Here is a 24936-nt window from a genome sequence, read left to right on the forward strand (position 1 = left end):
GGCCGGGCAAGGCGATGTGGGCGAGGCGGCGCGGACGAGGCGGGTCGGGCGTGGGTGGGACGTGCCCGGGGTGAGGCCGGACGGGGCACGGGGACGGCCGCGGGTGGCGGTCGTCCCCGTGCGTCCGGTCAGTTCTCCTTGACGCCCAGCGGCGGGCCGGCGGGGCGGGAGGCCGCGCGGCGGGTCGTGCGGCGACGGGTGGTCACCGCGGGGGCCGCTGCCGGCTCCTGGGAGTGGCCGTTCAGGGGCTGCTCCGACTGCTGGGCCGGAGTGGGCTCCTGGGTCTGCTGCGCCGGGACGGCCTCGACCGGGTCCTGGGTCGCCTGGGGCGGCTCAGGAGCCTGTGCGGGCTGCTCGGCGGGCACCTGCGCGGCCTGGGGCTGGGCGGGCTCGGCCTGCTCTGCCTCGGGCTGGGCGGCACCACGCCGGCCGGCACCACGCCGGCCGGCAACGGGCTGGGCGGCGCCGGGCTGGTCGGTGTCGACCTGCTCGGCGTCGGCCTGCGGGGCCGGGGCCTGTTCCTGCTGGGCCGGAGCCTGCTGGGCGGGCTCGGTCGGCGCGGCCTGGGGCTGCGACGACGGGGCCTGCTCGGCGGGTGCCTGCTCAGCGGGGGTGGCCTGGGCCGTGGCGGCTTCACCGGTGACGGCACCGGCACCGGCACCGGCGGTGCCGGTGGTCGGTTCGGTGGCGGCCGGGGTGGGCTCGTCGGCCTGGGCGTCCTCGCCGTGCTTGATCACCGCGCCGGCTTCCCGGCGGGCGCGGCGGCGCTGGCGGCGGTCGCGCTTGGTGGGTTCCGGCGCGGCCTCCTCCTCGACCACGGCGGCCGCGGCCACCGGTTCGGTCGACGCGGGCTGCTCGGCGACGGCCTCCGGCTCCTCGGCCGGCTCGACGGTCTGCTCGGCCACCGGCTCGGGGGCCTCGACGGTCTTGCCGCGGCGCGACTTGCGGCCGCCGCCCTGCTGCTGTTGCTGCTGGGGCTGGCCACCGCCGTTGCCGCCGCCGTTGCCGCCACCGCCGTTGTGCGAGTGCACGGGCTCGGTCGACATGACCACGCCACGCCCGCGGCAGTGCTCGCAGGTCGTCGAGAACGCCTCCAGCAGGCCCGTGCCGACCCGCTTGCGGGTCATCTGCACGAGGCCCAGCGACGTCACCTCCGCCACCTGGTGACGGGTGCGGTCGCGGCCCAGGCACTCGGTCAGCCGGCGCAGCACCAGGTCGCGGTTCGACTCCAGGACCATGTCGATGAAGTCGATGACGATGATGCCGCCGATGTCGCGCAGCCGGAGCTGGCGGACGATCTCCTCCGCCGCCTCCAGGTTGTTGCGCGTCACCGTCTCTTCGAGGTTTCCACCCGATCCGGTGAACTTGCCGGTGTTGACGTCGATGACGGTCATCGCCTCGGTGCGGTCGATGACCAGGTAGCCGCCGGACGGCAGCCAGACCTTGCGGTCCAGTGCCTTGAGCAGCTGCTCGTCGATGCGGTACTCGACGAACGCGTCGCTGTTGCCCACGTGGCGGCGCAGCCGTTCCTGAAGGTCGGGGGCGACGTGCCGGACGTAGCCGTCGATGGTCTCCCAGGCGTCGGCGCCCTGGACGACGAGCGACGCGAAGTCCTCGGTGAACAGGTCGCGGACGACCTTCACCAGCAGGTCGGGCTCTTCGTAGAGCAGCTGCGGGGCCTGGGCCTTCGGCGTGCTCGCCTTGTCCTTGATGACCTGCCACTGCGCCTGGAGGCGGGTGACGTCGCGGCCCAGCTCGTCCTCGGCGATGCCCTCCGAGGCGGTGCGGATGATGACGCCCGCGTCCTCAGGGACGACCCGCTTGAGGATGTCCTTGAGGCGCTTGCGCTCGTTGTCGGGCAGCTTGCGGCTGATGCCCGTCGCGCCGCCGCCCGGCACGTACACCAGGAAGCGGCCGGGCAGGCTGATCTGCGTGGTCAGCCGGGCGCCCTTGTGGCCGACCGGGTCCTTGGTGACCTGCACCAGGACGCTGTCGCCGGTGGAGAGGGCCTGCTCGATCTTGCGGGCCTTGCCCTCCAGGCCGGCCGCGTCCCAGTCGACCTCGCCCGCGTAGAGCACCGCGTTGCGGCCGCGGCCGATGTCGATGAACGCCGCCTCCATCGAGGGCAGCACGTTCTGCACCCGGCCGAGGTAGACGTTGCCGACCAGCGAGCCGCTGCCCGACGAGGTCACGAAGTGCTCGACCAGGACGCCGTCCTCCAGCACACCGATCTGGGTGCGGTCGCCGCGCTCGCGGACGACCATCGTGCGCTCGACGGCCTCGCGGCGCGCCAGGAACTCGGCCTCGGACAGCACCGGGGCACGGCGGCGGCCGGCCTCGCGGCCGTCGCGGCGGCGCTGGCGCTTGGCCTCCAGCCGGGTGGAGCCGCGGACGCTGCGCACCTCGTTCTGCGCGGCCTCGGAGTCGGCCTTGTCGTCGCGGGCGTCCCGGCTGACCTCGCGGACGTGCACGACGGTGTTCGGCGGGTCGTCCTCGTTCGGGGCGGCCTCGTCGTCCGCGCCTGCCTTGCGGCGGCGACGGCGACGGCGGCGACGGCTCGTGCCGCCGTCCTCGTCGGCCGCGTCGTCCGCGGCGTCGTCGGCCTCGGCTTCGGCCTCGGCGGGCTCGTCGGCCTGCTCGTCGTCGCCACCGGCCTCGTCGCCCACGCCCTTGCCGCGACCGCGACCGCGCCGGCCACGGCGGCGGCGGCGACGGCCCTCGCCCTCGTCACCGGCGTCGTCGGCGGCGTCGCGCTCCTCGGCGTCCTGGTCCTCGTCGTCCTCGTGGTCGTCGTCGTCCCGGCTCACCGGGGTCTCGACCACGACCGGCGTCGGCGGCAGGAACACCGCGGACGGCGGCGCGAACAGCGGCGTCAGCGGCGCCACGTCGCGGGCGACCGCGACCGGCGCCTCGGTGTGCTCGTCCACCTCGCCGGTGACGATGTCGTCCCAGTTCAGCAGGCTGTCCGCGACCTTGAGCGCCAGGTCCCGGCTCACGCTCGACTGCGCGCTGCGCACCGGTTCGCCGAGGTCGGCGAGCGCCGCCGCGACGTCCTTGCTGCTCGCGCCGAGCAGCTTCGCCAGGGCGTGCACCCTCAGCTTGGCGGGCAGGTCGCCCAGGTCCGGGTGTCCGGGTGTGGCGTTACCCCCGCCGGCGGCGCCGGCGGGCTTTTCCGTGTTCGACAATGCAGCTCCTCCGCCCCCGGGCGCGTCCCAACCGACGCGGCCGCGCAGGGGCCTCTCTTGTCCACTCACCGCCGCGGCTGGCGGCGGGAATCCTTGCCTTGCGCTGTGGCGCCCGCCCGTGGGGGCGCGCGGCACAGCAGGTCCTATAACTCCTGCTCGACGACGCCGTCAGCGCCGCTCCGGCAGTCCGGTCAGACCTCCGCCGCCCGGTCAAGGGCCAGCGGGTCGACCAGGCCGCCTTCGTCGTCGAGCCGCCCCTGCGCCATCCGGGTCGCCTTCGCGGGCACCGGCGGAACCAGGTCGGCGACGACTCGGAGCGCGCTCAGCACGTCGTCGGGTCTCACGGTAGGGGTTGTCTGCCGTACGACCGTCATGAGTATCCCACACGGTTGTGACAAATCCCCGGCATCGTGTCCCGCATCGCTCGAATGCACGCCTACCTGCGCCGACACGACGGCCGGCCGCACGTCGAGCACCTTCTTGCCGTCCTTGGTCAACCGCTCGACCTCGACGGACCCCGCGGCCATGAGCGCGGAGACCGCTTCGGCCAGGTCTTCGGGCGACACGCCGGGCAGTTCCACCCGCCACTCGCTGGCCTCGATCCGCTCGGGCAGCGTGCCGCCGGCCGACCGGACCACCTCCAGCACGTCCAGGCCGGGCGGCAGCACGGAGTCGAGCGCGGTGCGCAGGGCCTCCGGGTCGACCTCCTCCACGACCTGGACCTCGACGTACTCGGCCTCGCTCGCCACGCCGGTCGGCGCGGCACCCACCCACGACACCTTCGGGTGAGGGCTGAAGCCCTGGGAGTAGGCCATCGGCACGCCCGCCCGGCGCAGCGCGCGTTCGAACGTGCGGGCGATGTCGCGGTGTGACGTGAACCGCAACCGTCCGCGCTTGGCGTAGCGCAGCCGGAGCTTCTGCACCGGTGCGGCCGACGGGTTGGGCTGCTGCTGGCGGCTCAGTGCTGCTCCCTGGTTGCCGGGTGGACCACGGCGGGGTGGGTACCCGACGGTCCACGCTCCTACTCCGGCAGGACGGTACCGTGGACGTGCCCGGAGCCGTTGCGCTTGTCTGCTCCGGCTCACCTGGTTACCGTCGCGCGGCAGCAGTGAGTAGTGACGGATCGCCGTCGTGGCGACCGGCCGGCCCAGTCTGGAGGTCCCCCGTGCCTCTGCTCCGCCGCGTCCGAGCGGTCGCGGTCACCTCGGTGCTGCTCGCGACGGGCTGCTTCGCGGCCACCGCGGGCGCCGCGGCCGAACCGGGGCCCCAGCCGACCGCGTCCGGGTGCGTGCAGCCCGGCCCGGTGCTGCGCTACCTCGTGGTGTTCGAGCGCGGCACCAGCGAACCGCTGGCGAACGCGCAGGTCGCCGCCGCGTGCGGCACCACGACGGGGTACCACCCGCAGATCGCGGTCGCGGTCGCCGTCTCGGCCGATCCCGGTTTCACCCGCAAGATGGGCGTGGACCGGACCTACAGCGCCCAGCAGGACGGCCTGTCCCGGCGCACGGGCGCGCCGGCGCGCAAGAAGGACGACGAGGTGGGCGGCGCGCACCGGACGTCGGGTGCGGTGGACCGCACCGCCGAGCAGTGGGACATGGACCTGATCCGGGCCGCCGAGGCGCACGCGGTGAGCACCGGCAGCCGGGACGTGGTGGTCGGCGTGCTCGACTCGGGCATCGACCCGGCGCACCCCGACCTGGTGGGCGCGCTCGACCCGGCGCTGTCCGCGGGCTGCACGACCGGCGTGGCCGACCCGGCGCAGGCGGCGTGGTCGCCGTCGACGTCCGCGCACGGCACGCACGTGGCGGGCACCATCGCGGCGGCCGACGACGGCCTGGGCACCACGGGGGTCGCGCCGGGCGTGCGGATCGCCTCGGTGAAGGTCGTGGACGACGACGGGTTCATCTACCCCGAGTACGCGGTGTGCGGGTTCATGTGGGCCGCGGAGCGCGGCATGACGATCACCAACAACAGCTACTTCATCGACCCGTGGGTGTTCACCTGCCAGAACAAGGTGGGCCAGTCCGTGGTGTACGAGGCGGTGCGGCGGGCGGTGGAGCACGCGACCGCGCGCGGCGTGCTGACGGTGGCCGCGGCGGGCAACGGGGCGGCCGACCTGACCAAACCGGCCCTGGACGCGCTGAGCCCGACCAACGCGGCGCCCGAGGACGTGCGGCCCCAGCCGGTGGACAACACGTGCCTGGTGCTGCCCGCGCAGCTGCGCAACGTGGTGGCGGTGTCGTCGATCGGCGCGGAGAAGGTGAAGGCCGGGTACAGCTCGTACGGGCTGGGCGCGGTCGACGTGACGGCTCCAGGCGGCGACCGCAAGCAGGAGCCCGACGACGCCCGGAACGGGTGCGTGCTGTCCACCGTGCCGTCCGGGTACGACTACTCGTGCGGCACGTCGATGGCCGCGCCGCACGTGGCCGGGGTGGCGGCGCTGCTGGCGTCCACGCACCCGGAGGCCGGGGCGCCGGAGCTGTCGCGGATGCTCAACGCGCAGGCCGAGACGCTGCCCTGCCCCGCCGACTACGACCTCAACGGCACCGGCGTGCAGGACGCGTTCTGCACGGGCTACTCGGAGTACAACGGCTTCTACGGCCACGGCGTGGTCGACGCGCTGGCCGCCGTCCGGGAGTAGCCGCCCGCGAACGGAACCGCCCGCGAACAGAGCCGCGGAATGGCACCGGCCAATTCGACGACAATGCACCCGACGGCCCGCCGAATTGGTGACGGGGCCTTTCAGTTCCGCTCGGCCAAGGCGCGGCGCAGGATCTTCATCGCGTGGTAGACCCGCGACTTGACGGTGCTCTCCGGAATACCCAGGGCACGAGCCGCCTCACGCACCGTGCGCCCGCGCACGTAGGTCTCGAAAATGGCCTCGCGGTGCTCTTCGCCGAGTTCGCGCATGACGTCGGCGAGCACCTCCTTCGACACCCCGACCTCCTGGAGTACGAACGCGGCGGGGGGAAAAGAGCGTGCCGCGAACTTACTACAACACGTTTCGGAAATGCCTGTGATCCAGATCACCTAGGCGTGGTTGAACCTTCTCCGAACCGGTGCGCGCCGTGGTCACGGCACCATTCACGAGGTCTTCCGGCGGACGTCAGGGCCGGGTCAGCGCCGGGTTGCGCACCGGCGACCCCTTGCCGACCGGCGAGATCGGCAGCAGCGTGCGCCCGGTCGGCCCGACCTCGATGTCCGTCCCCATCGCGGGGCACACGCCGCAGTCGAAGCACGGCGTCCAGCGGCAGTCGTCCTGCTCCCGCTCGTCCAGCGCGTCCTGCCAGTCGGCCCAGAGCCACTCCTTGTCGAGCCCCGAGTCGAGGTGGTCCCAGGGCAGGACCTCCAGCTCCTCGCGCTCACGGGTGGTGAACCAGGCCAGGTCCACGCCCAGCGGCTCCAGCTCGGCCGCGGCGGCGCTCACCCAGCGGTCATAGGAGAAGTGCTCGGACCAGCCGTCGAAGCGACCGCCCTCGCGCCACACCCGCTCGATGACGTGGCCGAGGCGCCGGTCGCCGCGCGACAGCAGCCCTTCGATCAGGGACGGCTTGCCGTCGTGGTAGCGCATGCCGATGTTGCGGCCCAGCGCCCGGTCGGAGTTGACCGCGTCGCGCAGCTTGCGCAGCCGGTCGTCCACGGTCGCCGGGTCGCACTGCGCGGCCCACTGGAACGGGGTGTGCGGCTTGGGCACGAACCCGCCGATGGAGATGGTGCAGCGGATGTCCTTGCGGCCCGACACCTCGCGGCCCGCGCGGATGACGTTCTTGGCCATCTCCGCGATCTGGAGCACGTCGTCGTCGGTCTCGGTGGGCAGGCCGCACATGAAGTACAGCTTCACCTGCCGCCAGCCCGCGCCGAACGCCGCGCTGACCGTGCGGATCAGGTCCTCCTCCGACACCATCTTGTTGATGACGCGGCGGATGCGCTCGCTGCCGCCCTCGGGCGCGAACGTGAGGCCCGAGCGGCGGCCGTTGCGGGACAGCTCGTTGGCCAGGTCGATGTTGAACGCGTCCACCCGCGTCGACGGCAGCGACAGGCTGGTGTTGGTGCCCTCGTAGCGGTCCGCGAGGCCCTTGGTGACCTCGGCGATCTCGGAGTGGTCGGCGCTGGACAGCGACAGCAGGCCGACCTCCTCGAAGCCGGTGGCCTCCAGGCCGCGCTGCACCATGGCGCCGATGCCCTCGATGGACCGCTCGCGCACCGGGCGGGTGATCATGCCCGCCTGGCAGAACCGGCAGCCGCGCGTGCAGCCGCGGAAGATCTCCACGCTCATCCGCTCGTGGACGCTCTCCGCGAGCGGCACCAGCGGCTGCTTCGGGTACGGCCACGCGTCGAGGTCCATCGTGGTGCGCTTGAACACCCGGTACGGCACGCGCTCGCGGTTGGGCACGACGCGCTGGATGCGGCCGTCGGGCAGGTACTCGACGTCGTAGAACCGCGGCACGTACACGCCGCCGGTCTCGGCGAGCCTGGTCAGCACCTCGTCGCGCCCACCGGGGCGCCCCTCGGCCTTCCAGCGCCGGACGATGTCGGTGATCTCCAGGACGGCTTCCTCGCCGTCGCCGAGGACCGCCGCGTCGACGAACGCGGAGATCGGCTCCGGGTTGAACGCCGCGTGCCCGCCGGCCACCACGATCGGGTGGTCCTCGGTGCGGTCGGCGGCGTGCAGCGGGATGCCGGCCAGGTCGAGCGCGTTGAGCAGGTTCGTGTAGCCCAGCTCGGTGGCGAAGCTGACGCCGAACAGGTCGAACGCGCCGACCGGGCGGTGCCCGTCGACGGTGAACTGCGGCACGCCGTGCTCGCGCATGAGCGCCTCCAGGTCGGGCCACACCGCGTAGGTGCGCTCGGCCAGCACGTCCGGCTGCTCGTTGAGGACCTCGTACAGGATCATGACGCCCTGGTTGGGCAGCCCGACCTCGTAGGCGTCCGGGTACATCAGGGCCCACCGCACGGCGGCGGCGTCCCAGTCCTTGAGGGTCGCGTTGAGCTCCCCGCCGACGTACTGGACCGGCTTGGACACCCGGGGCAGGAGGGGCTCCAGGGCGGGGAATACCGACTCGACGCTCACCGCCCCAGGGTAACGGCAGCGCCGGCGGTGCCCGGAACAGCGGTCGGGGGACGCCCCGGTCGGGGGCGGGTCAGGTGAGCAGCAGCCGGCCGAGCCGCCGGGCGGCGACGACCACCCCGACCACCGCCATCACCACGAAGTAGGCGGCGTGCCCGAGGGCGTCCCAGCCCACGTAACCGGTGGTCAGGCCCCTGGTCAGCTCGATCGCGTGGTACAGCGGCGTGCACCGCACGACCGCCTGCAACCAGCCCGGGTACACCGACAGCGGGTAGAACGTGGCCGAGAACAGGAACAGCGGCAGCACGGCCAGCTGCACCAGGTCGAAGTCCTGCCAGGAGCGCATGAACGTGGCCGCCGCCATGCCGACCGCGGCGAACGCGACCGCCACCAGCAGGCACACCGGCAGCGCCAGCAGCGCCCACCACGAGTCGATCAGCCCGAAGCCGAGCATCACGGCGAGGAACCCGCCCGAGTACAGGCCGCCGCGGATCAGGCACCACGCGGCCTCGCCGACCGCGATGTCGACCGGCCCCATCGGGGTGGCCAGCACGGCGTCGTAGACCTTGGCGTACTTGAACTTGAAGAACAGGTTGAACGTGGCGTCGAACACCGCGCCGTTCATCGCCGACGCCGCGAGCAGGGCGGGCGCCACGAACGCCGGGTAGGCGATCGGCCCGCCCGGCCCCTGCACGGCGGCGACGAGCTGCCCGAAGCCGAAGCCGAGGGAGAGCAGGAAGAACAGCGGCTCGAAGAACCCCGACACGACGGACAGCCAGGCGCGCCGGTTGACCAGGTAGGAGCGCTCGACGAGGACGTGCGGGCGGCCCGCGTACAGGCCCGGCGGGACCACCCGGAACAGCAGGCCGCCGGGTGCGCGGCCGGTGGTGGTGGCGGTCACGGCGCGAGCCTCCGGTCGAAGTAGCGGCGGCCCAGCACCGCGCCGACGACCACCAGGGCGGCCAGGTAGGCGACGTGGCCGAGGGCGGGCAGGACGCCGAGCGTGCCGAACGCGGCGCCGCGCGCCAGTTCGATGCCGTGCCACACCGGCGTGGCCCACGCGAGCGGGTGCAGCCAGGCGGGCAGCTGGTCGAGGGGGAAGAACGCGCCGGTGAACAGGGTCATCGGCATCAGCACGAACCGGTAGAGGCCGTTGAACGCGTCCGGTTTCTTCCGGGTCGCGGTGAACGCGACGACGGGCGCGCTGAACGCCATGCCCGCGAGCACCGACGCCGGCACCGCCCACAGCGCGCCCGGCCCGGTCACGGCGCCGAGCGCGGCGGCGACGAGCAGGAACACCAGGGTGCTCGCGAACAGGCGCAGCGCGTTCCACAGCAGCCGGCCGTGCAGGACCTGGGCGGGGCTGATGGGGGTGGAGACGATGCCGAGGTAGGTCTGCTGCCACTTGAACGCCGAGAACACCGCCCAGGTGGACTCGAACATGGCGTTCTGGGTGGCGGTGAGCACCAGCAGCGCGGGCGCCAGGTACACGACGTAGGCGTGGCCGCCGGTGGCCGGTCCGGCCTGCACCTGCGAGCCGAAGCCGACGCCCATGGCCAGCAGGAACAGCACCGGCTGGAGGAAGTTCGTGATCACCGTGGCGCGCCAGTTGCGGCGGTACCACGCCCAGTGGCCCTCGACGGTGAGGAGCGCGGCCCGCAGCGGGCCGACCGCGTGCGCCGCCATCAGTCGACCAGCGTCCGGCCGGTGAGCCGGAGGAACACGTCCTCCAGGCCCGCGCGGCGCACCAGGGTCGACACCGGCCGCACGCCCCGCGCGTGGACCGCGGCCAGCGCCGCCTCGCCGTCGTCGGCGTAGACCAGCACCCGGTCCGGCAGCACCTCGACCCGTTGCCCCAGGTCGCGCACGCCGTCCGTGCTCTGCTCGCCGGGCGGGAAGCGCAGCTCCAGCACCTCGCGGGTGGAGTAGCGGCGGATCAGCTCGGCCGGCGAGCCCTCGGCGGCGACCAGGCCGCCGTCCATCACCACCAGCCGGTCGCACAGCTGCTCGGCCTCGTCCATGTAATGGGTGGTGATGATGAGCGTGACGCCGGACTGCTTGAGCCGGAACAGCCGGTCCCACAGCAGGTGGCGGGCCTGCGGGTCCAGGCCGGTGGTGGGTTCGTCGAGCAGCAGCAGCTCCGGGTCGTTGACCAGGGAGCGGGCGATGGTGAGCCGCCGCTTCATGCCGCCCGACAGCGGCTCCACCTCGGCCTCGGCGCGGTCGGTGAGCTGGGCGAACTCCATCAGCTCCACCGCCTTGGCGCGCACCGCGGCCCGGCTGAGCCCGAAGTAGCGGCCGTAGACCTCCAGGTTCTGCCGGACGGTCAGCTCGGTGTCCAGGTTGTCCTGCTGGGGGACGACGCCGAGCCGGGCCCGGATGCGCGGCCCCTCGGTCCCGGGGTCCATGCCGAGGACGGTGAGGTCGCCGCCGGAGCGCGGGGACACGCACGCGATCATCCGCATGGTGGAGGACTTGCCCGCGCCGTTGGGGCCGAGGAACCCGAACGCCTCCCCCGGTCTGACCTCCACGTCGATGCCGCGCACGGCCTCGAACGCGCCGAACCGCTTGGTGAGTGCCTTGGCTTCGACGAGGGGCGTCACGTGGATCACGGTAGCGGCGGGGCCCGACAACCCAGGGGTGGTTTTCCGCCCGCCCGACACCCCGCCCGACACCCCGCCCGCCCGACACCCGTTCCCCGGACGCGCGAACGGCCCGGCGCCACGAGGGTGCCGGGCCGTTCGGGTGCGTCGGCTCAGAGGTTCGGGAACCAGAGCTTGATCTCGCGCTCGGCCGACTCCGGCGAGTCCGAGCCGTGGACCAGGTTGAACTGGACCTCCAGGCCGAAGTCGCCGCGGATCGTGCCGGGGGTGGCCTTCTCGACCGGGTCGGTGCCGCCGGCCAGCTGGCGGAACGCGGGGATGGCGCGGGTGCCCTCCACCACCAGCGCGACCAGCGGGCCGCCGGTGATGAACTCGACCAGGTCGCCGAAGAACGGCTTGCCGTCGTGCTCGGCGTAGTGCTGCTCGGCGGTCGCGCGGTCCACGGTGCGCAGTTCGAGGGCGGCCAGCTTCAGGCCCTTGCGCTCGATGCGGGAGATGACCTCGCCGACCAGGCCGCGGCTGACGCCGTCGGGCTTGACCAGGACCAGGGTGCGCTCGCTCACGGCGGTCGGTACTCCTTCGTACGGGTGGTGGTGCGACTGGGGTCCAGGGTAACGGTGGGCGCGGCACCGCCCACCGTGACCGCCGTGAACTCCCGTTCGGGGAGGGGCGGGGGCGGGCGGTGCCGCTCGGGTCGTCACCGGGTCAGGACCACCACCGAGCGGGCCGGGACGGTGACCGCGCCGTCGGCGACGGTGGCCCGGTCGGACGACAGCGGGTGGTCGCGCCAGTCGCCCGCGACGGCGGCGGACTTCGCCACCGGGTACGGGTTGACGACGACCAGCACGCCGTCCAGCGCCGGGTCGGCGTCCGGGCCGGCCGTGTCGTCCAGGTGCGCGACGACCAGGCCGGGCTCGGCGGCCGGGAACGACAGCTTCCGCTGCACGAGCGCCGCGTCGTTCAGGCTGAACAGCGGGGACGACTTGCGGATGCGCAGCAGTTCCAGGGTGTTGTCCACGGCCGTGCGCATGTCCGCCGGCGACGGCTTGAGCGCGGGGTCGGCGAGCAGCGGCGCGGCGTACGGCCACTTGTCCCGGTTGTCGGCGGCCGGCGGGAGGCCGCGGCCGAAGCCGTTGTCGCGCAACGACGGGTCGTAGCGGTTGAACCAGTCGCCCGAGTCGTAGCTGTTGCGGTCCAGCGACTTCGAGCGGAGGAACTCCGCCCCGGCGTGCAGGAACGGCTGGCCCTGCCCGAGCAGCACGGGCGCCAGCGCCACCTTCTGCATCCGCACCCGGTCCGCCGGCGACGTGCCGGCGGGCAGCTTGAACGCCTGCGCGTCGTGCAGCGTCTCGTTGTCGTGCGCGTCGACGTACGTGATCACGTCCGCCGGTCCGCCCGCGTACCCGGCGGGCGAGCCGTTGTAGGTGACGTCCCGGCCGCTGACCACGCCGCCGGAGGTCGACTCGAACCGGTAGGACGCGGCGTTGCCCGCCATGCCCAGCTTCACCAGGTCGGTGTAGTTGACCAGGCGCGCGGCGACGTCGCCGTTGGCCGGGGAGTCGTTGAGGTCGCCCGCGAGGCCCGAGCCGAGGCCCTGCACGCGCGGGTCCTCGTCGAACGGCCCGCCGCCGCGCACGGCGTCGCGCAGCCGGTCGCTGAACGTGCCGATGCCGGTGCCCGCCATGTTCGCCTGGGTGGCCTGCTCGAACCGGGCGTCGCCGGCGACCTCGCCGAAGTCCCAGCCCTCGCCGTAGATCCGGAGGTTCCGGCCGTCGACGCCGTCGCGCTCGACGGTGAGGGCGTCCAGGGCGGCCCGCACGGCGAGGACGTTGGCCTTGGGGTGGTGGCCCATCAGGTCGAACCGGAAGCCGTCGACCTTGTAGAGCTTCGCCCAGCGCACCGCGGAGTCCACGACGAGCTTGCCCATCATGGCGTTCTCGGTGGCGGTGTTGGCGCAGCACGTGGAGTCGGCGACGGTGCCGTCGAGGTTCAGCCGTTGGTAGTAACCCGGCACCACCTTGTCGAGCACCGACGTCGGGGCGTCGCCGGCGGCGGCGGTGTGGTTGTAGACCACGTCCACCACCACGCGGTTGCCGTTGGCGTGCAACGACTTCACCATCTCGCGGTACTGCCTGGAGCGCGCCCACCCGTCCTGCGCGTCGTCGGTGGCGTAGGAGCCCTCGGGGACGTCGTAGTGGAACGGGTCGTAGCCCCAGTTGAAGCCGTCCCGCGCCGCCGCGGCGGTCGTGCAGGTCTGCTGCTCCTCGGACGCCGGGGGCGGCGCGCCCAGGTCGCAGTCGGGTCGCCGCTGGTCGGCGCGCTTCTCGGGGATGGTGGCGATGTCGAACGTGGGCAGCAGGTGCACGGTGTCCAGCCCGGCCCCGGCGAGCTGCCGCAGGTGGGTCATGCCGGTGGACGAGCGGTGCGTGAACGCCTTGTACGTGCCCCGGTCCGCGGCGGGCACGGACTCGTCGCCGATGGAGAAGTCGCGCACGTGCAGCTCGGTGACGCCGTGCTCGGTGGGGTCCTCGCCCAGGCCGCGCGCCACCTCCGACGCCCAGCCGTCGGGCATCGTCCGGGCGTCGCCCAGGTCGGCGAACTGCGAGTGCGTCGAGTCCACCGCGAGGGCCACCGAGTACGGGTCGGTCACGCTGACCGTGCGCCCGGCGACCGTCACCTCGTACAGGTAGTACCGGTCCTCCCACTCCCCGGACGCCGACCACGAGCCCGAGGCGTCGTCGCGCACCAGGTCCACGGTCCGCACGGGGTCGCCGGAGGGCCGGTCGTAGAGCTTGAGCCTCACCGAGGACGCGGTGGGCGCCCACAGGCGGGTCGTGACGGTGGACCCGTCGAACGTCGGCCCGTAGGTCAGCGCGGTCGCGGCGGCGGCGTACCGGTCGTCGAGCACGCCCGCGACCTGCACGCCGGTGCGGTGGCGCAGGTTGCCGCCGGAGTCGACGTGCACGGCGGACAGCTTCCCGCGCAGCGCCTCGTCCACCCGGTCGGTGTCGCGGACGCGGAACACCGGTTTGCCACCCAGGTGCGGGAACTTCCCCGGGACGGCCTCGGTCGACGGGTCGAGGCGCAGCACCTTGCCGTCGTACTCGACCCGGTAGCCGTCGGAGGCGACGACCGGCACGTCCCACACGACCAGGTCCTTCGTCACCCAGATCGCCTTGGCCCTGGTGAGGTCGTCGTCCACGGCCTCACCGCCCGAGGGCGGCAGCACGTAGGAGATCGAGCCGTCGGCCTTGGTCGAGCCGGACGCGTACCAGACCTCGTGCCCGGTGCCCGCGACGTCGAGGAACTGGTCGGGACCCGGGTCCTTCGCGTCACCCTTGTGGATGATGTTGCTCAGGCCCGGCGCGCCGGGTTCCAGCGGGACCGACCAGTACGCGCCGAAGCCGTCCGCGCCGTCCGGCACGCGCGACTGGTTCCAGCCGGGGCTCGGTTCGAGCGACCCCGTCCAGTGGTAGAGCGTCCAGTCGGCGTAGTCGCCGTCGGGCCGGTGGTAGTGGATGACGGCCCGGTTCTCGGCCGCGGCGAGGCTCGCGTGCACCTTCCCGCCGGCGACCCACGCGTGACCGGCGGTGCGGCCGGTGGCCTCGACGGCACCGCCGCGCACCACGGAGAACTCGACCGGGGACGTGGTCGGGACCGTCGCCACTCCCCCGGTGAACGGGTGGTCCGTCGCGCCGACCCGCGCGACCAGGCCCGTCGCGTCACCGGTGTGGGTGATGACGGCGCGGCCGGTGGCGGCGACCTCGGTGGCGTGCACCTCGGACCGCCCCTGCGCGAGCCACACCTGCGGCGTCGCGCCCGGGTCGACGAACCGGTCGCCGTCGGTGTCCTTCTCGTCGCCCTTGTGCGCGATCAGCCCGACCGAGCGGGCGCCCGGCTTCAGCTTCACCCACGCGAACCGGCCGTACGGGGTCTCCCCCGCGAACGGCAGCGGCGCGTCCCACGTCGGGGCGCTCTCCACGTCGCCCCACACGTGCAGGCCCCAGCCCGCGTAGTCGCCCGCGGGGCGGTTGTAGTGCACGACCAGCCAGTCCGAGGACGCCGCGCCCGGCGGCTCCACCGGCGGCGCGGCGACCAGGCCGACCCGCGCGCCGTCCGCGCCGAGCGAGCCCCGCGCGTCCTTCGCGACGACCCTGACCTCGACGTCCTTCCCGACCGCCGCGCCCGGCAGGGACGCCAGGTCGGCGAACACCCGGTACGGCGCGGCGTCGTCGGTGCCCAGCACCTGCCAGTCGCGCTCGCCCGCGACCCGCGCGGCGAACGTGGCCTGCGCGTACGGCGAGGTCACGCCGTCGGCGCGCAGCTCGACCCGGTCGTCCAGCACGGTGCCGGCCGGCGGCACGACCAGCGTGGGCGTGGGGACGGCGGCGCGCAGCGTGCCCGTGCCCTTGAGCACGAGGGCGGACAGCGCGGGCACCGTCACGGCGACCTTGCCGTTCCGCGCGTTCACCTGCGACCCGGCCGACGGCCACACCGGCCGGTAGCCGGAGCCGGACGCGGGGACCTCGACGGTGGCGGGCGCGGTGCCCGCGTTGGCGACCACGAGGTGCTCGACCTGCCGGTCGCGGGCCGTGCGGCTGAACGCCAGCACGTCGCCCTGCGCGAGGCGCAGCGCCTGGTTGCCGTCGCGCCACACCGGGTCCGAGTCGACGAACCGCGCCAACGCCTTGAGCTGCCGGTAGAGCGGGTGGTCGGTGCGGAAGTTGTCCACCGCGCCGGTCCGGTCGCTGCCGATGAGCTGCTCGGCGGCGTAGTCGGGGGTCGACGAGGCGAACATGTCCTGCCGGGCGTCCTTGTCGCCGCCCGCGCCCGCGAAGCCCTGCTCGTCGCCGTAGTAGACGACCGGGTTGCCGCGCCACAGGTACATCAGGGCGTTGCCCAGCTCCAGCCGGTCCAGCAGCTCCGCCTCGGACGCGCCGGGCCGCTTCTCGCCGATCATCCACGCGATGCGGCCCATGTCGTGGTTGCCCAGGAACGTGGGCAGCGAGGAGGCGTTCGAGTCGGCGTCGGTGTAGCGGTCGTCGTCGACCAGCACCTCGGCGAGCCGCGCCGCGCCACCACCGGACAGGAACGTCGCCGCGCCGCTCTGGAACGGGAAGTCCAGCGTCGCCTGCATCCGCCCCTCGGTGGTGTAGCGCGAGGTGAACGCGGGGTCGGCGTCGAAGACCTCGCCGAAGACGAAGAAGTCCCGCTTGCCGCGCACCTCCGCGTACCGCTTCACGTGCGGCGCGAGGGCCTGCCAGAACTCCATGTTGACGTGCTTGACGGTGTCGACGCGGTAGCCGTCGATGCCGAGCGTGTCGATCCAGCTGGTGAAGATCCGCTTCATGCCCTTGACGACCGTCGGGTGCTCGGTCATCAGGTCGTCGAGGCCGTGGAAGTCGCCGTACTCGGCGGACTCGCCGCTGAACGTCGAGTCGCCCCGGTTGTGGTACAGCTGCGGGTCGTTCAGCCACGCCGGGGTCTTCTCGCCCCGCACCACCGGCGTGTAGGGCCCGGTGAGCCTCGGGAAGTCCTCCCGGCCCGCGATGGCGGCGATGTCGACCGGGTTGCCCCGCTCGTCCAGGTACGGCTCGGCGCCCGTGCTGACGTAGTCGTACTCGCCCTCGGCGTGCCCGATGAGGTCGGCGGTGTGGTTCGCGACGATGTCGAAGAACACCTTGATGCCGCGCCGGTGGGCGTCCTGGATGAGCCGCCGCATGTCGTTGGTCGTGCCGAAGTGCGGGTCGAGCCGCGTGAAGTCGGTGGTCCAGTAGCCGTGGTAGCCGGCCGAGACGTCGACGCCGGAGCCCTGCACCCACCGGTTGCGGAACATCGGGGTCATCCAGATCGCGGTGATCCCCATGTCGTCCAGGTAGTCGATCCTGTCGCGCAGGCCCTTGAGGTCGCCGCCGTGGTAGAAGCCCTTGTCGGCGGGGTCGAAGCCGGTGACGAGCCGGTCGGTCCCGCTGCCGCCGCCCCGGTCGTTGCGCGGGTCGCCGTTGGCGAACCGGTCGGGCATCACGAAGTAGAACCGCTCCCCCGCCAGGTCCTCGCGCAGGGCGTCCCGGGCCAGCGACCGGTCCCCCGGGCGGGCGCCGGGCGCGACGTCGACGACCGAGCCGACGGCGAGCCGCCCGGTGGACGGCGCGGCGACCGCGGGTGGTGGTGCGAACGGCACAACGGCCAGGGCGATGAGCGCGGCGACGGCCCGACGCATCGCGACCTCCTTGTCGCAAGTTCTTGCAACCCGCCCCGGCACGGACGGCGGGGCGGGTTGCACAAAACCACGACAATCTTGGTCGAACAAGGGCCAGACGGCTGCAACTGCTTGCAGAAGCTTGCGCGTGTTCGTGGACAGGCTCCTGCTGGGCTCAGGCCGGGCGCAGGGTCTTCGTCCACAGCGACGCGCCCCGCAGGTCGCGCAGGTGCACGGTCAGCTCCCCGTCCCGGCTCACCTCCACCTCGCCGAAGTGCTGGAAGCCGTCCAGCGGCGTGGTGTTCGCGACCGGCGGCGCGTTCACGAACACCGCCTCCGGGCCGAACGTCGGGTCCAGCGCGTTCGGCCCGAACGCGCCCGCGTGCAGCGGCCCCGACACGAACTCCCAGAACGGGTCGAAGTCCGTGAACGACGCCCGCTGCGGCGAGTAGTGGTGCGCGGCCGTGTAGTGCACGTCCGCCGTCAACCACACCGCGTTGCGCACCCGCCGCCGCTTCAGCTCCCGCAGCACCCACGCCAGCTCGTGCTCACGGCCGCCCGGCGCGCCCGGCAACCCGTTCGCCACGCCCTCGACGTCCGCGCCGTCCGGCACGGTCAACCCGATCGGCAGGTCCGCCGCCACGACCTTCCACGTGGCGCGGCTGCGGTCCAGCGAATCGACCAGCCACCGGGCCTGCCGCTCGCCCAGCACGTGCCCCACCCCGTCGCGCGGCGCCGTGTTCGCGTCCTTGTACGACCGCATGTCCAGCACGAACACCTCGACGTGCGGCCCGTAGGAGAACCTGCGGTACACCCGCCCGTCCACGGCGCGCGCCGGGTCGATCGGCTGCCACTCGTGGAACGCCCGGAACGCCCGCGCCGCCAGCACGTCCACCCGCTTCTCGGTGTACTGCGGCAGGTCGAGCACCTCGCCCGGGTACCAGTTGTTGGTGACCTCGTGGTCGTCCCACTGCACCACCAGCGGCGTGTGCGCGACGAACTCCGAGTACCGCGGGTCGAGCAGGTTGTAGGCGAACTGCCCCCGGTACTCGTCGAGGGTCTCGGCGACCTTCAGCTTCTCCGGCGTCACGACGTTGCGCCACACCCGGCCGTCGGGCAGCACCACCGACTCCCGCAGCGGACCGTCCGCGTAGACCGTGTCGCCGCTGTGCAGGAAGAAGTCCGGGCGGCGCGCCGCCATCGCGCCGAAGATCGGCATGCCGCCCAGGTCCGGGTTGCTGCCCCAGCCCTGACCGGCCACGTCGCCCGACCACGTGAACCGCACGTCCTCGCGCCCCAGCGGCGCGGTGCGGAAGCTGCCGGTGCGCGGTTCGCTGCGCGTGCGGCCGTCCAGGTCCTCCGCCACCACGCGGTAGTGCACCCGCCGCCCGGCGGGCAGGCCGCGCAGCCGCACCCGCCCCGTGCCGCCGGTCTCCGGCGTCAGCAGCGGGCCGCGCACCCGCCGGACGCGGCGGAACAGCAGGTCCGACGACACCTCCACCAGCATCCGCGACGCCCGGTCGGCCCGCGTCCACACCACCGCGCCGTCGAACGCCACGTCACCCGACTGCACGCCGTGCGTCAGCACCGGCCGACCGCTCCGCGCCAACGCCGCCCCGCCGGGCACGAGCGCCCCGACCGCACCGATCGCCCCGGCGCGCAGCAGCGTCCGCCGGTCCAGCCCTCCACCAGTCATGCGCCGGTTCTAGTCCGCCGACCCGAACGGCCGGTGAACTCCCGCCCACCGCGCGCGGGCGAGCCGCCCCATTCTGTCCGCCGCGCCCGCTTGGGCACGCCCCGCTGGCGGCCATTTATCCGAGACGTCACTCGTTCCGGTGAAAAACGGGGCCTGGCACCGATACCGGAATCGCTTCGCCACCTGATTGGATCACCTCGGACGGACACCGAACACGTCGATCGCGGTGGTTCGACCGCGTAACGCGCATCGACCGCGATCCGATCAGGAGACGTACCCGACCTGCTCCCGTTCGGAGAAACACCATGAACAACATTTCCGCGATTCCCGACAACACGTCACCCGCGGTCCCGGAACCCGAACAGCCGCAGCAGGTGGAGGTGGCCTCGTACCGCCGCACGCTCTCGTTGATCGTCGGCAGCGTCGTCCTCGTCGTCCTGCTCGCGGTCGGCGCGGTGCTGCTGTTCGGCGGGAAGGGCGACCAGGACGGGGCGAGCGCGCCGGAGACGTTCGAACTGACGGGCGCCATGGCGCTGCTGGACGGGGCCACGGGTGCCGCCACCAGGGGCGAGTGCGAGGGGTACCGGGGCTACGACGACATCGCCGAGGGCACGCAGGTGACGGTGTACGACGCGTCCGGCAAGGCGGTCGGCCTGGGCAGGCTGGCCAACGCGGAGTACTCGAGCGGGGTGTGCGGCTTCACCTTCGCCGTACCCGACGTCCCGATCGGGGAGAAGATCTACCAGGTCGAGGTGAGCCACCGCGGGAAGGTGTCGTTCGACGCCGAGGCGGCCCGCAAGGGTGATGTGACGTTGACCCTGGGCTGATCACACCTCAGTCTTTCTTCGGGCGGTCGCACTCCGGATACCACTTACGCGTGACGAGAGGAACCTGTGGCAACCCGAACCGCGTTATTCGTGTTGCCGGAAGGAAACGGAGGCCGCGGCGGGAACGGGTGGAGGTGAGCGGTGAACGAGCCGCGGCGGTAACGACAAGCTACGACGGTAACGACCCGACGGGGGTGATCGATCTCCCGGGCGTGCGCGTCCCCGCCGTTGTGCTCGCCTCGGTCACCGCGCTCGCGTTCGCCGGTGCCGCGTGCACCACGACGACATCGGGTGCGGCCCGACCCGTCCGCGCGACGGTCACCGTCGTCTCCACCACCGTCGTCTCCACCGTCACCGCGTCGCCCCCGCAGCGGACCCAGCGGGTGTTCGACACGGAGTCCGTCGAAGGCGGGGTGTCCCGGCTCCTGCGCGAGGATTACCGGATCTCGGACGTGGGAGCGGCCGAGTGTCCCGAGGACCAGCCGGTGGTCCCTGGCACGTCGTTCCGTTGCGAGGTGGAGGTCGGCGGGCGGGTGAGGCAGGTGACCCGTCAGGGTCCTGCCCGATGACGGCGAGTACGAGGTGGGCCAGCCGGTCGGCTGAGGGCGGGTTGCCGGGCGGGCGCTGCCGGGCCCACTGCCGCCTGACTGCTGTTACCGGCGTCGCTACTGGCGACCTGGCTGCTGCTGGCTGGGCAGGCGGCCTTCCGCCATGCGCTTCGCCACGTCGTGCCGCAGCCACAGCAGGTAGGCCCACACCAGCGAGAAGACGATGCCGATCCCGCCCAGCGCGGTCAGCGCGAACCACGACGCGATCATCACCACGTGCAGGGCGACGATCACGTACACCGTCCACCCGCGCTTGAGGATGCCGCAGGTGGCGATGAACGCGACGATCAGGCCGAGCACGAGGTAGCCGGTTCCCGTGCCGATGCCGCCGCCCAGTTTCGCCACCACGGGCAGCGCCAGGGCGACGACGATGGCCTCCAGGATGAGCGTCCCGGCCATGATGCCCCGGAAGGACTTCATGGGGTCCTTCTTCGGCGCCGGGACCGGGGTGGCGGCCGGGTCTGTCACGAGGGCTCCTTGCCGAAGAGGGCGCGGGCTTCGCCCGCGGTGACCACCGAGCCGGTGACGATGACGCCGCCGCCGGAGGCGATGTCGCCGTCGTCGGTTTCCTCGGCCAGCCGCACGGCTTCCTCGACGGCGTCCACGAGGTGCGGTTGGACGACCATGCGGTCCTCGCCGAAGATCGGGATGGCGATGCCCGCGAGCAGGTCGGGGTCCATGGCCCGGGGTGAGGAGTTGGCGGTGAGGACGACCTCGTTCACGACCGGTTCGAGCGCCGAGAGGATGCCCACGGCGTCCTTGTCGTCCATGACGCCGACGACGGCGACGAGCTTGCGGAAGCCGAACTCCTCGTCGAGGGCCTTGGCGAGCGCTTCGGCGCCGTGCGGGTTGTGGGCGGCGTCGACGAGGACGGTGGGTGCGGTGCGGACGCGTTCGAGGCGGCCCGGGGAGGCGACGCCGGCGAACGCCTCGCGCACGGCTTCCACGTCGATCTGCCGGCCGGCCCCGGCGCCGAAGAAGGCTTCGACGGCGGCGAGGGCGAGCACGGCGTTGGCGGCCTGGTGGGCGCCGTGCAGGGGGAGGAAGACGTCGTCGTAGACGCCGCCGAGCCCTTGCAGGCTCAGCACCTGGCCGCCGACGGCGATGTCGCGCCGGAGGACGCCGAACTCGGAGCCGAGGCGGGCGACGGTGGCGTCGACCTCGGCGATGCGGCGCAGCAGGACCTGTTCGACGGCGGGGTCCTGCTCGGCGAGCAGGGCGACGGCGCCGGGTTTGATGATCCCGGCCTTCTCCTCGGCGATGCCGGCGAGGTCGCCGCCGAGGTACTCGACGTGGTCGAGGCCGATGGGCGTGATGACGGCGATGCGGCCGTCGGCGATGTTGGTGGCGTCCCAGGAGCCGCCCATGCCGACCTCGACGACGGCGACGTCGACGGGCGCGTCGGCGAACGCGGCGAACGCCATGCCGGTGAGCACCTCGAACTTGCTCATGGGGATGTCGCCGCGGGCGTCGACGAGGGAGATGTAGGGCTCGACGTCGCGGTAGACCTCGACGTAGCGCTCGGGGCTGATGGGCGCGCCGTCGACGGAGATGCGCTCGGTGGCCAGCTGGAGGTGGGGGCTGGTGTAGCGGCCGGTGCGCAGGCCGATGCGGGTGAAGAGGGCGTCGACCATCCGGGAGGTGGAGGTCTTGCCGTTGGTGCCGCCGATGTGCACGACGGGGTAGCCGCGCTGGGGGTCGCCGAGGAGGTCGGCGAGCGCCTGGATGCGGTCGAGGCTGGGTTCGAGCTTGGTCTCGGGCCAGCGGGTGTCGAGCTCCGCCTCGGCTTGGCGGAGGTCGTCCAGCGCGGACGCGTCGAAGCCGCTCATGCCTGGGGGAGGGTGTCGAGGCGGGCGTGGATGCGGTCGATCTCGGCGTTGGCGGCGGCGAGTCGGGCCTGGATCTTGGCGACGACGTCGGCGGGTGCCTTGTCGAGGAACGCGGCGTTGTTGAGCTTGCCCTCGCACTGGGCGCGTTCCTTCTCGGCGACGCCGAGGTCCTTGGCGAGGCGCTTGCGCTCGGCGACGACGTCGATGGCGCCGGAGAGGTCGAGTTCGACCTTGACGGTGCCCTTGGGCAGGCCGACGTCGAGGGAGGCGGAGGCGTTGAAGCCGTCCTCGGGTTCGGTCATGCGGGTGAGGGCGCGGACGGCGGGGACCTGGTCGACGAGGTCGACGCAGCACGCGCCGCGGACCTTGCCGGCGACCTTCTGGGCGGGCTTGAGGCCCTGGTCGGAGCGGAAGCGGCGGATCTCGGTGACGAGTTTCTTGAGGCCTTCGACGCGTTGGGCGGCGATCTCGTCGCGGGGGGTGCCGGTGGGGGTGGGCCAGTCGGCGACCACGACGGACTCGCGGCCGGTGAGGGTGGTCCAGAGGGTTTCGGTGATGAACGGCGTGAGGGGGTGGAGGAGCCGCAGCACGACTTCCAGCACGTGGCCGAGGACGGCCTGGGTGGCTTCGGCGCGGGCGCCGCCCTCGGCGAGCTGGACCTTGGCGAGTTCGAGGTACCAGTCGCAGAACTCGTCCCACGTGAAGTGGTAGAGGGCTTCGCTGAGCTTGGCGAACTGGAAGGACTCGAACTGGCCGTCGACGTCGGTGACGAGCTGGTCGAGGAGGTCGAGGATCCAGCGGTCGGCGTCGGTGAGCTGGTCGCGGGGCGGCACGGGGCGGGCGACGGTGGCGCCGTTGTTGAGGGCGAACCGGGAGGCGTTCCACAGCTTGGTGGTGAAGTTGCGGGAGCCTGCGGCCCATTCCTCGGCGATGGCGAGGTCGGAGCCGGGGTTGGCGCCGCGGAGCAGGGTGAAGCGGGTGGCGTCGGCGCCGTAGGAGTCCATCCAGTCGAGCGGGTCGATGCCGTTGCCGCGGGACTTGGACATCTTCTTGCCGTGCTGGTCGCGGATGAGGCCGTGCAGGAAGACGTGGTCGAACGGCTGGACGCCGTCCATGGCGTAGAGGCCGAACATCATCATCCGGACGACCCAGAAGAACAGGATGTCGTAGCCGGTGGACAGGACGCTGGTGGGGTAGAACTTCGCGAGGTCGTCGGCGGACGCGGGCCAGCCGAGGGTGGAGAAGGGCCACAGGCCGGAGGAGAACCAGGTGTCGAGGACGTCCTCGTCCTGGTGCCAGCCGTCGCCGGTGGGGGGCTGCTCGTCGGGGCCGACGCAGACGACCTGGTCGTCGGGGCCGTACCAGACGGGGATGCGGTGGCCCCACCAGAGCTGGCGGGAGATGCACCAGTCGTTGAGGTTGTCGACCCAGTCGAAGTAGCGCTTGGCCAGCTCGGGCGGGTGGATGGTGGTGCGGCCGTCGCGGACGGCGCCGGCGGCGGCTTCGGCGAGGGGCGCGACCTTGACCCACCACTGCATGGACAGGCGGGGTTCGATGACGGTGTCGCAGCGCGAGCAGTGGCCGACGGAGTGCCGGTAGGGGCGCTTCTCGGCGACGATGCGGCCTTGTTCGCGCAGGGCGGCGACGACGGCGGGGCGCGCTTCGAACCGGTCGAGGCCCTCGAAGGGGCCCTTGGCGGTGATGTTGCCGCGGCCGTCCATGACGGTGAGGGCGGGCAGGCCGTGGCGCTGGCCGATCTCGAAGTCGTTGGGGTCGTGGGCGGGGGTGACCTTGACGGCGCCGGTGCCGAACTTGGGGTCGACGTGCTCGTCGGCGACGACGGGCACGTAGCGGCCGGTGAGGGGGACCTCGACCTCGGTGCCGATGAGGTGCCGGTAGCGCTCGTCGTCGGGGTGGACGGCCACGGCGGTGTCGCCGAGCATGGTCTCGGCGCGGGTGGTGGCGACGACGATGGAGCGCTCGCCGGCGCCGTAGCGGATGGAGACGAGTTCGCCGTCGTCCTCGGAGTGGTCGACCTCGATGTCGGAGAGCGCGGTGCGGCAGCGCGGGCACCAGTTGATGATGCGTTCGGCGCGGTAGATGAGGCCGTCGTCGAAGAGCTTCTTGAAGATGGTCTGGACGGCCTGGGAGAGGCCCTCGTCCATGGTGAAGCGGGTGCGGCTCCAGTCGACGCCGTCGCCGAGGCGGCGCATCTGGGCGAGGATGCGCCCGCCGACCTCCTCGCGCCACTCCCAGACGCGTTCGAGGAACTTCTCGCGGCCGACGTCGTGGCGGGACTTGCCCTCGCCGGCGAGGGCGCGTTCGACGGCGGTCTGGGTGGCGATGCCCGCGTGGTCGGTGCCGGGCAGCCACAGCACCTCGTAGCCCTGCATGCGCCGGCGGCGGCTGAGGGCGTCCATGATGCTGTGGTTGAGGGCGTGGCCCATGTGGAGGCTGCCGTTGACGTTGGGCGGCGGCAGGACGATGGAGAACGGCGGCTTGTCGCTGCCGGCGTCGGCCGTGAAGTAGCCGCGCTCGACCCACCGCTCGTACAGCCCGGCCTCTACCTCGGCCGGGTTCCAGGCCGGCGGGAGTTCGGTTCGCTGGGGTGCGGTGGGGGTCTCAGTCACGCTCGAAGTCTACGGAGGCGCGGGTATCGACTTCTAATCAGATACCTGGTAGCGCGCCGGAGCGGCGGGCACCGAGACCGGGGTCACCCGTTCGGGCGATTCGCGGCAGTGTGGCGCCGCTCACAATTAACGTTGATCACCGGCTCGTCGCAGGTGAGGACGCCGGATTCACGGGTCGGTGCAACCCCTTGCGGCCCGTGACAGCGGTCCCGCGTCGCCCTTCGGCGAGCGGTCGATCGGGAGGACCGCCGGCGCGCTCGCGCGGGGTGCGCCGGCGGCACGAACGGGTTC

16 protein-coding genes are annotated in these 24936 nt (G+C 72.7%); 3 read left to right on the forward strand and 13 right to left on the reverse strand.

The genetic code is table 11. The annotated features are described in order from the left end of the window. Positions 1-128: 128 nt before the first annotated feature. Positions 129-3185, reverse strand: coding sequence for a translation initiation factor IF-2 N-terminal domain-containing protein (locus ACR807_RS00895; protein ID WP_438919212.1), 3057 nt, complete (start codon positions 3183-3185; stop codon positions 129-131). A gap of 191 nt (positions 3186-3376) precedes the next feature. Beyond that, positions 3377-4108, reverse strand: a complete 732-nt coding sequence (locus ACR807_RS00900; RefSeq protein ID WP_438919213.1) for a TIGR03936 family radical SAM-associated protein — start codon at positions 4106-4108, stop codon at positions 3377-3379. A gap of 242 nt (positions 4109-4350) precedes the next feature. Between ACR807_RS00900 and ACR807_RS00905 the strand changes: the two genes are divergently transcribed. Then, on the forward strand, positions 4351-5826 hold the full coding sequence (locus ACR807_RS00905; RefSeq protein WP_438919214.1) for a S8 family peptidase: 1476 nt from the start codon (positions 4351-4353) through the stop codon (positions 5824-5826). Between the two features lie 101 nt (positions 5827-5927). Here ACR807_RS00905 and ACR807_RS00910 read toward each other — a convergent pair whose 3' ends face one another. The 8 genes from ACR807_RS00910 to ACR807_RS00945 form a co-directional block, all read right to left on the reverse strand. Beyond that, entirely contained in the window at positions 5928-6122 is a 195-nt protein-coding gene (locus ACR807_RS00910) for a sigma factor-like helix-turn-helix DNA-binding protein (protein WP_438919215.1), read from the reverse strand. Between the two features lie 169 nt (positions 6123-6291). After that, a complete protein-coding gene (locus tag ACR807_RS00915; protein ID WP_438919216.1) occupies positions 6292-8256 on the reverse strand; it encodes a TIGR03960 family B12-binding radical SAM protein in 1965 nt (654 codons plus the stop codon). A 70-nt stretch (positions 8257-8326) separates the two neighbouring features. Beyond that, complete coding sequence (locus ACR807_RS00920) at positions 8327-9154, reverse strand: ABC transporter permease (protein WP_438919217.1); 828 nt, start codon at positions 9152-9154, stop codon at positions 8327-8329. Then, positions 9151-9939, reverse strand: a complete 789-nt coding sequence (locus tag ACR807_RS00925; protein ID WP_438919218.1) for an ABC transporter permease — start codon at positions 9937-9939, stop codon at positions 9151-9153. The genes ACR807_RS00920 and ACR807_RS00925 overlap by 4 nt, the downstream gene beginning before the upstream one ends. After that, positions 9939-10856, reverse strand: coding sequence for an ABC transporter ATP-binding protein (locus tag ACR807_RS00930; RefSeq protein WP_438919219.1), 918 nt, complete (start codon positions 10854-10856; stop codon positions 9939-9941). Before ACR807_RS00930 ends, ACR807_RS00925 begins: the two co-directional genes overlap by 1 nt. 152 nt (positions 10857-11008) lie before the next feature. After that, positions 11009-11419 carry a nucleoside-diphosphate kinase gene (ndk, locus tag ACR807_RS00935; RefSeq protein ID WP_438919220.1) on the reverse strand — a complete coding sequence of 137 codons (411 nt, stop codon included), beginning with the start codon at positions 11417-11419 and terminating at the stop codon, positions 11009-11011. Between the two features lie 134 nt (positions 11420-11553). Then, positions 11554-17076, reverse strand: coding sequence for a pullulanase-type alpha-1,6-glucosidase (gene pulA / locus ACR807_RS00940; RefSeq protein ID WP_438919221.1), 5523 nt, complete (start codon positions 17074-17076; stop codon positions 11554-11556). A gap of 154 nt (positions 17077-17230) precedes the next feature. Continuing rightward, positions 17231-18751 carry an alkaline phosphatase D family protein gene (locus ACR807_RS00945; protein ID WP_438919222.1) on the reverse strand — a complete coding sequence of 507 codons (1521 nt, stop codon included), beginning with the start codon at positions 18749-18751 and terminating at the stop codon, positions 17231-17233. A 305-nt stretch (positions 18752-19056) separates the two neighbouring features. Here ACR807_RS00945 and ACR807_RS00950 point away from each other — a divergent pair, with 305 nt between their 5' ends. Beyond that, complete coding sequence (locus tag ACR807_RS00950) at positions 19057-19578, forward strand: hypothetical protein (RefSeq protein ID WP_438919223.1); 522 nt, start codon at positions 19057-19059, stop codon at positions 19576-19578. 50 nt (positions 19579-19628) lie between these two features. After that, positions 19629-20147, forward strand: a complete 519-nt coding sequence (locus tag ACR807_RS00955; protein WP_438919224.1) for a DUF4333 domain-containing protein — start codon at positions 19629-19631, stop codon at positions 20145-20147. Positions 20148-20243: 96 nt separating this feature from the next. On the opposite strand, the gene ACR807_RS00960 is transcribed toward ACR807_RS00955, so the two are convergent. From ACR807_RS00960 to ACR807_RS00970, 3 genes are read right to left on the reverse strand one after another with little or no spacing between them, the layout of a single operon-like run. Further along, positions 20244-20654: a DUF4233 domain-containing protein gene (locus tag ACR807_RS00960; protein ID WP_438919225.1), complete on the reverse strand. Its 411-nt coding sequence runs from the start codon at positions 20652-20654 to the stop codon at positions 20244-20246. Then, positions 20651-22015, reverse strand: coding sequence for a bifunctional tetrahydrofolate synthase/dihydrofolate synthase (folC, locus tag ACR807_RS00965; RefSeq protein ID WP_438919226.1), 1365 nt, complete (start codon positions 22013-22015; stop codon positions 20651-20653). The genes ACR807_RS00960 and folC overlap by 4 nt, the downstream gene beginning before the upstream one ends. Beyond that, positions 22012-24645 carry a valine--tRNA ligase gene (locus ACR807_RS00970; protein WP_438919227.1) on the reverse strand — a complete coding sequence of 878 codons (2634 nt, stop codon included), beginning with the start codon at positions 24643-24645 and terminating at the stop codon, positions 22012-22014. The genes folC and ACR807_RS00970 overlap by 4 nt, the downstream gene beginning before the upstream one ends. Between the last annotated feature and the right edge of the window lie 291 nt (positions 24646-24936).

The organism is Saccharothrix sabaoui, assembly GCF_051756985.1.
Classification (GTDB): domain Bacteria; phylum Actinomycetota; class Actinomycetes; order Mycobacteriales; family Pseudonocardiaceae; genus Actinosynnema.

Bases quoted from the DNA above. Each gene is read 5' to 3' on its own strand.
- ACR807_RS00925 (WP_438919218.1), bottom strand. From the start codon at position 9,939: ATGGCGGCGCACGCGGTCGGCCCGCTGCGGGCCGCGCTCCTCACCGTC.
- pulA (WP_438919221.1), bottom strand. From the start codon at position 17,076: ATGCGTCGGGCCGTCGCCGCGCTCATCGCCCTGGCCGTTGTGCCGTTC.
- ACR807_RS00945 (WP_438919222.1), bottom strand. From the start codon at position 18,751: ATGACTGGTGGAGGGCTGGACCGGCGGACGCTGCTGCGCGCCGGGGCG.
- folC (WP_438919226.1), bottom strand. From the start codon at position 22,015: ATGAGCGGCTTCGACGCGTCCGCGCTGGACGACCTCCGCCAAGCCGAG.
- ACR807_RS00950 (WP_438919223.1), top strand. From the start codon at position 19,057: ATGAACAACATTTCCGCGATTCCCGACAACACGTCACCCGCGGTCCCG.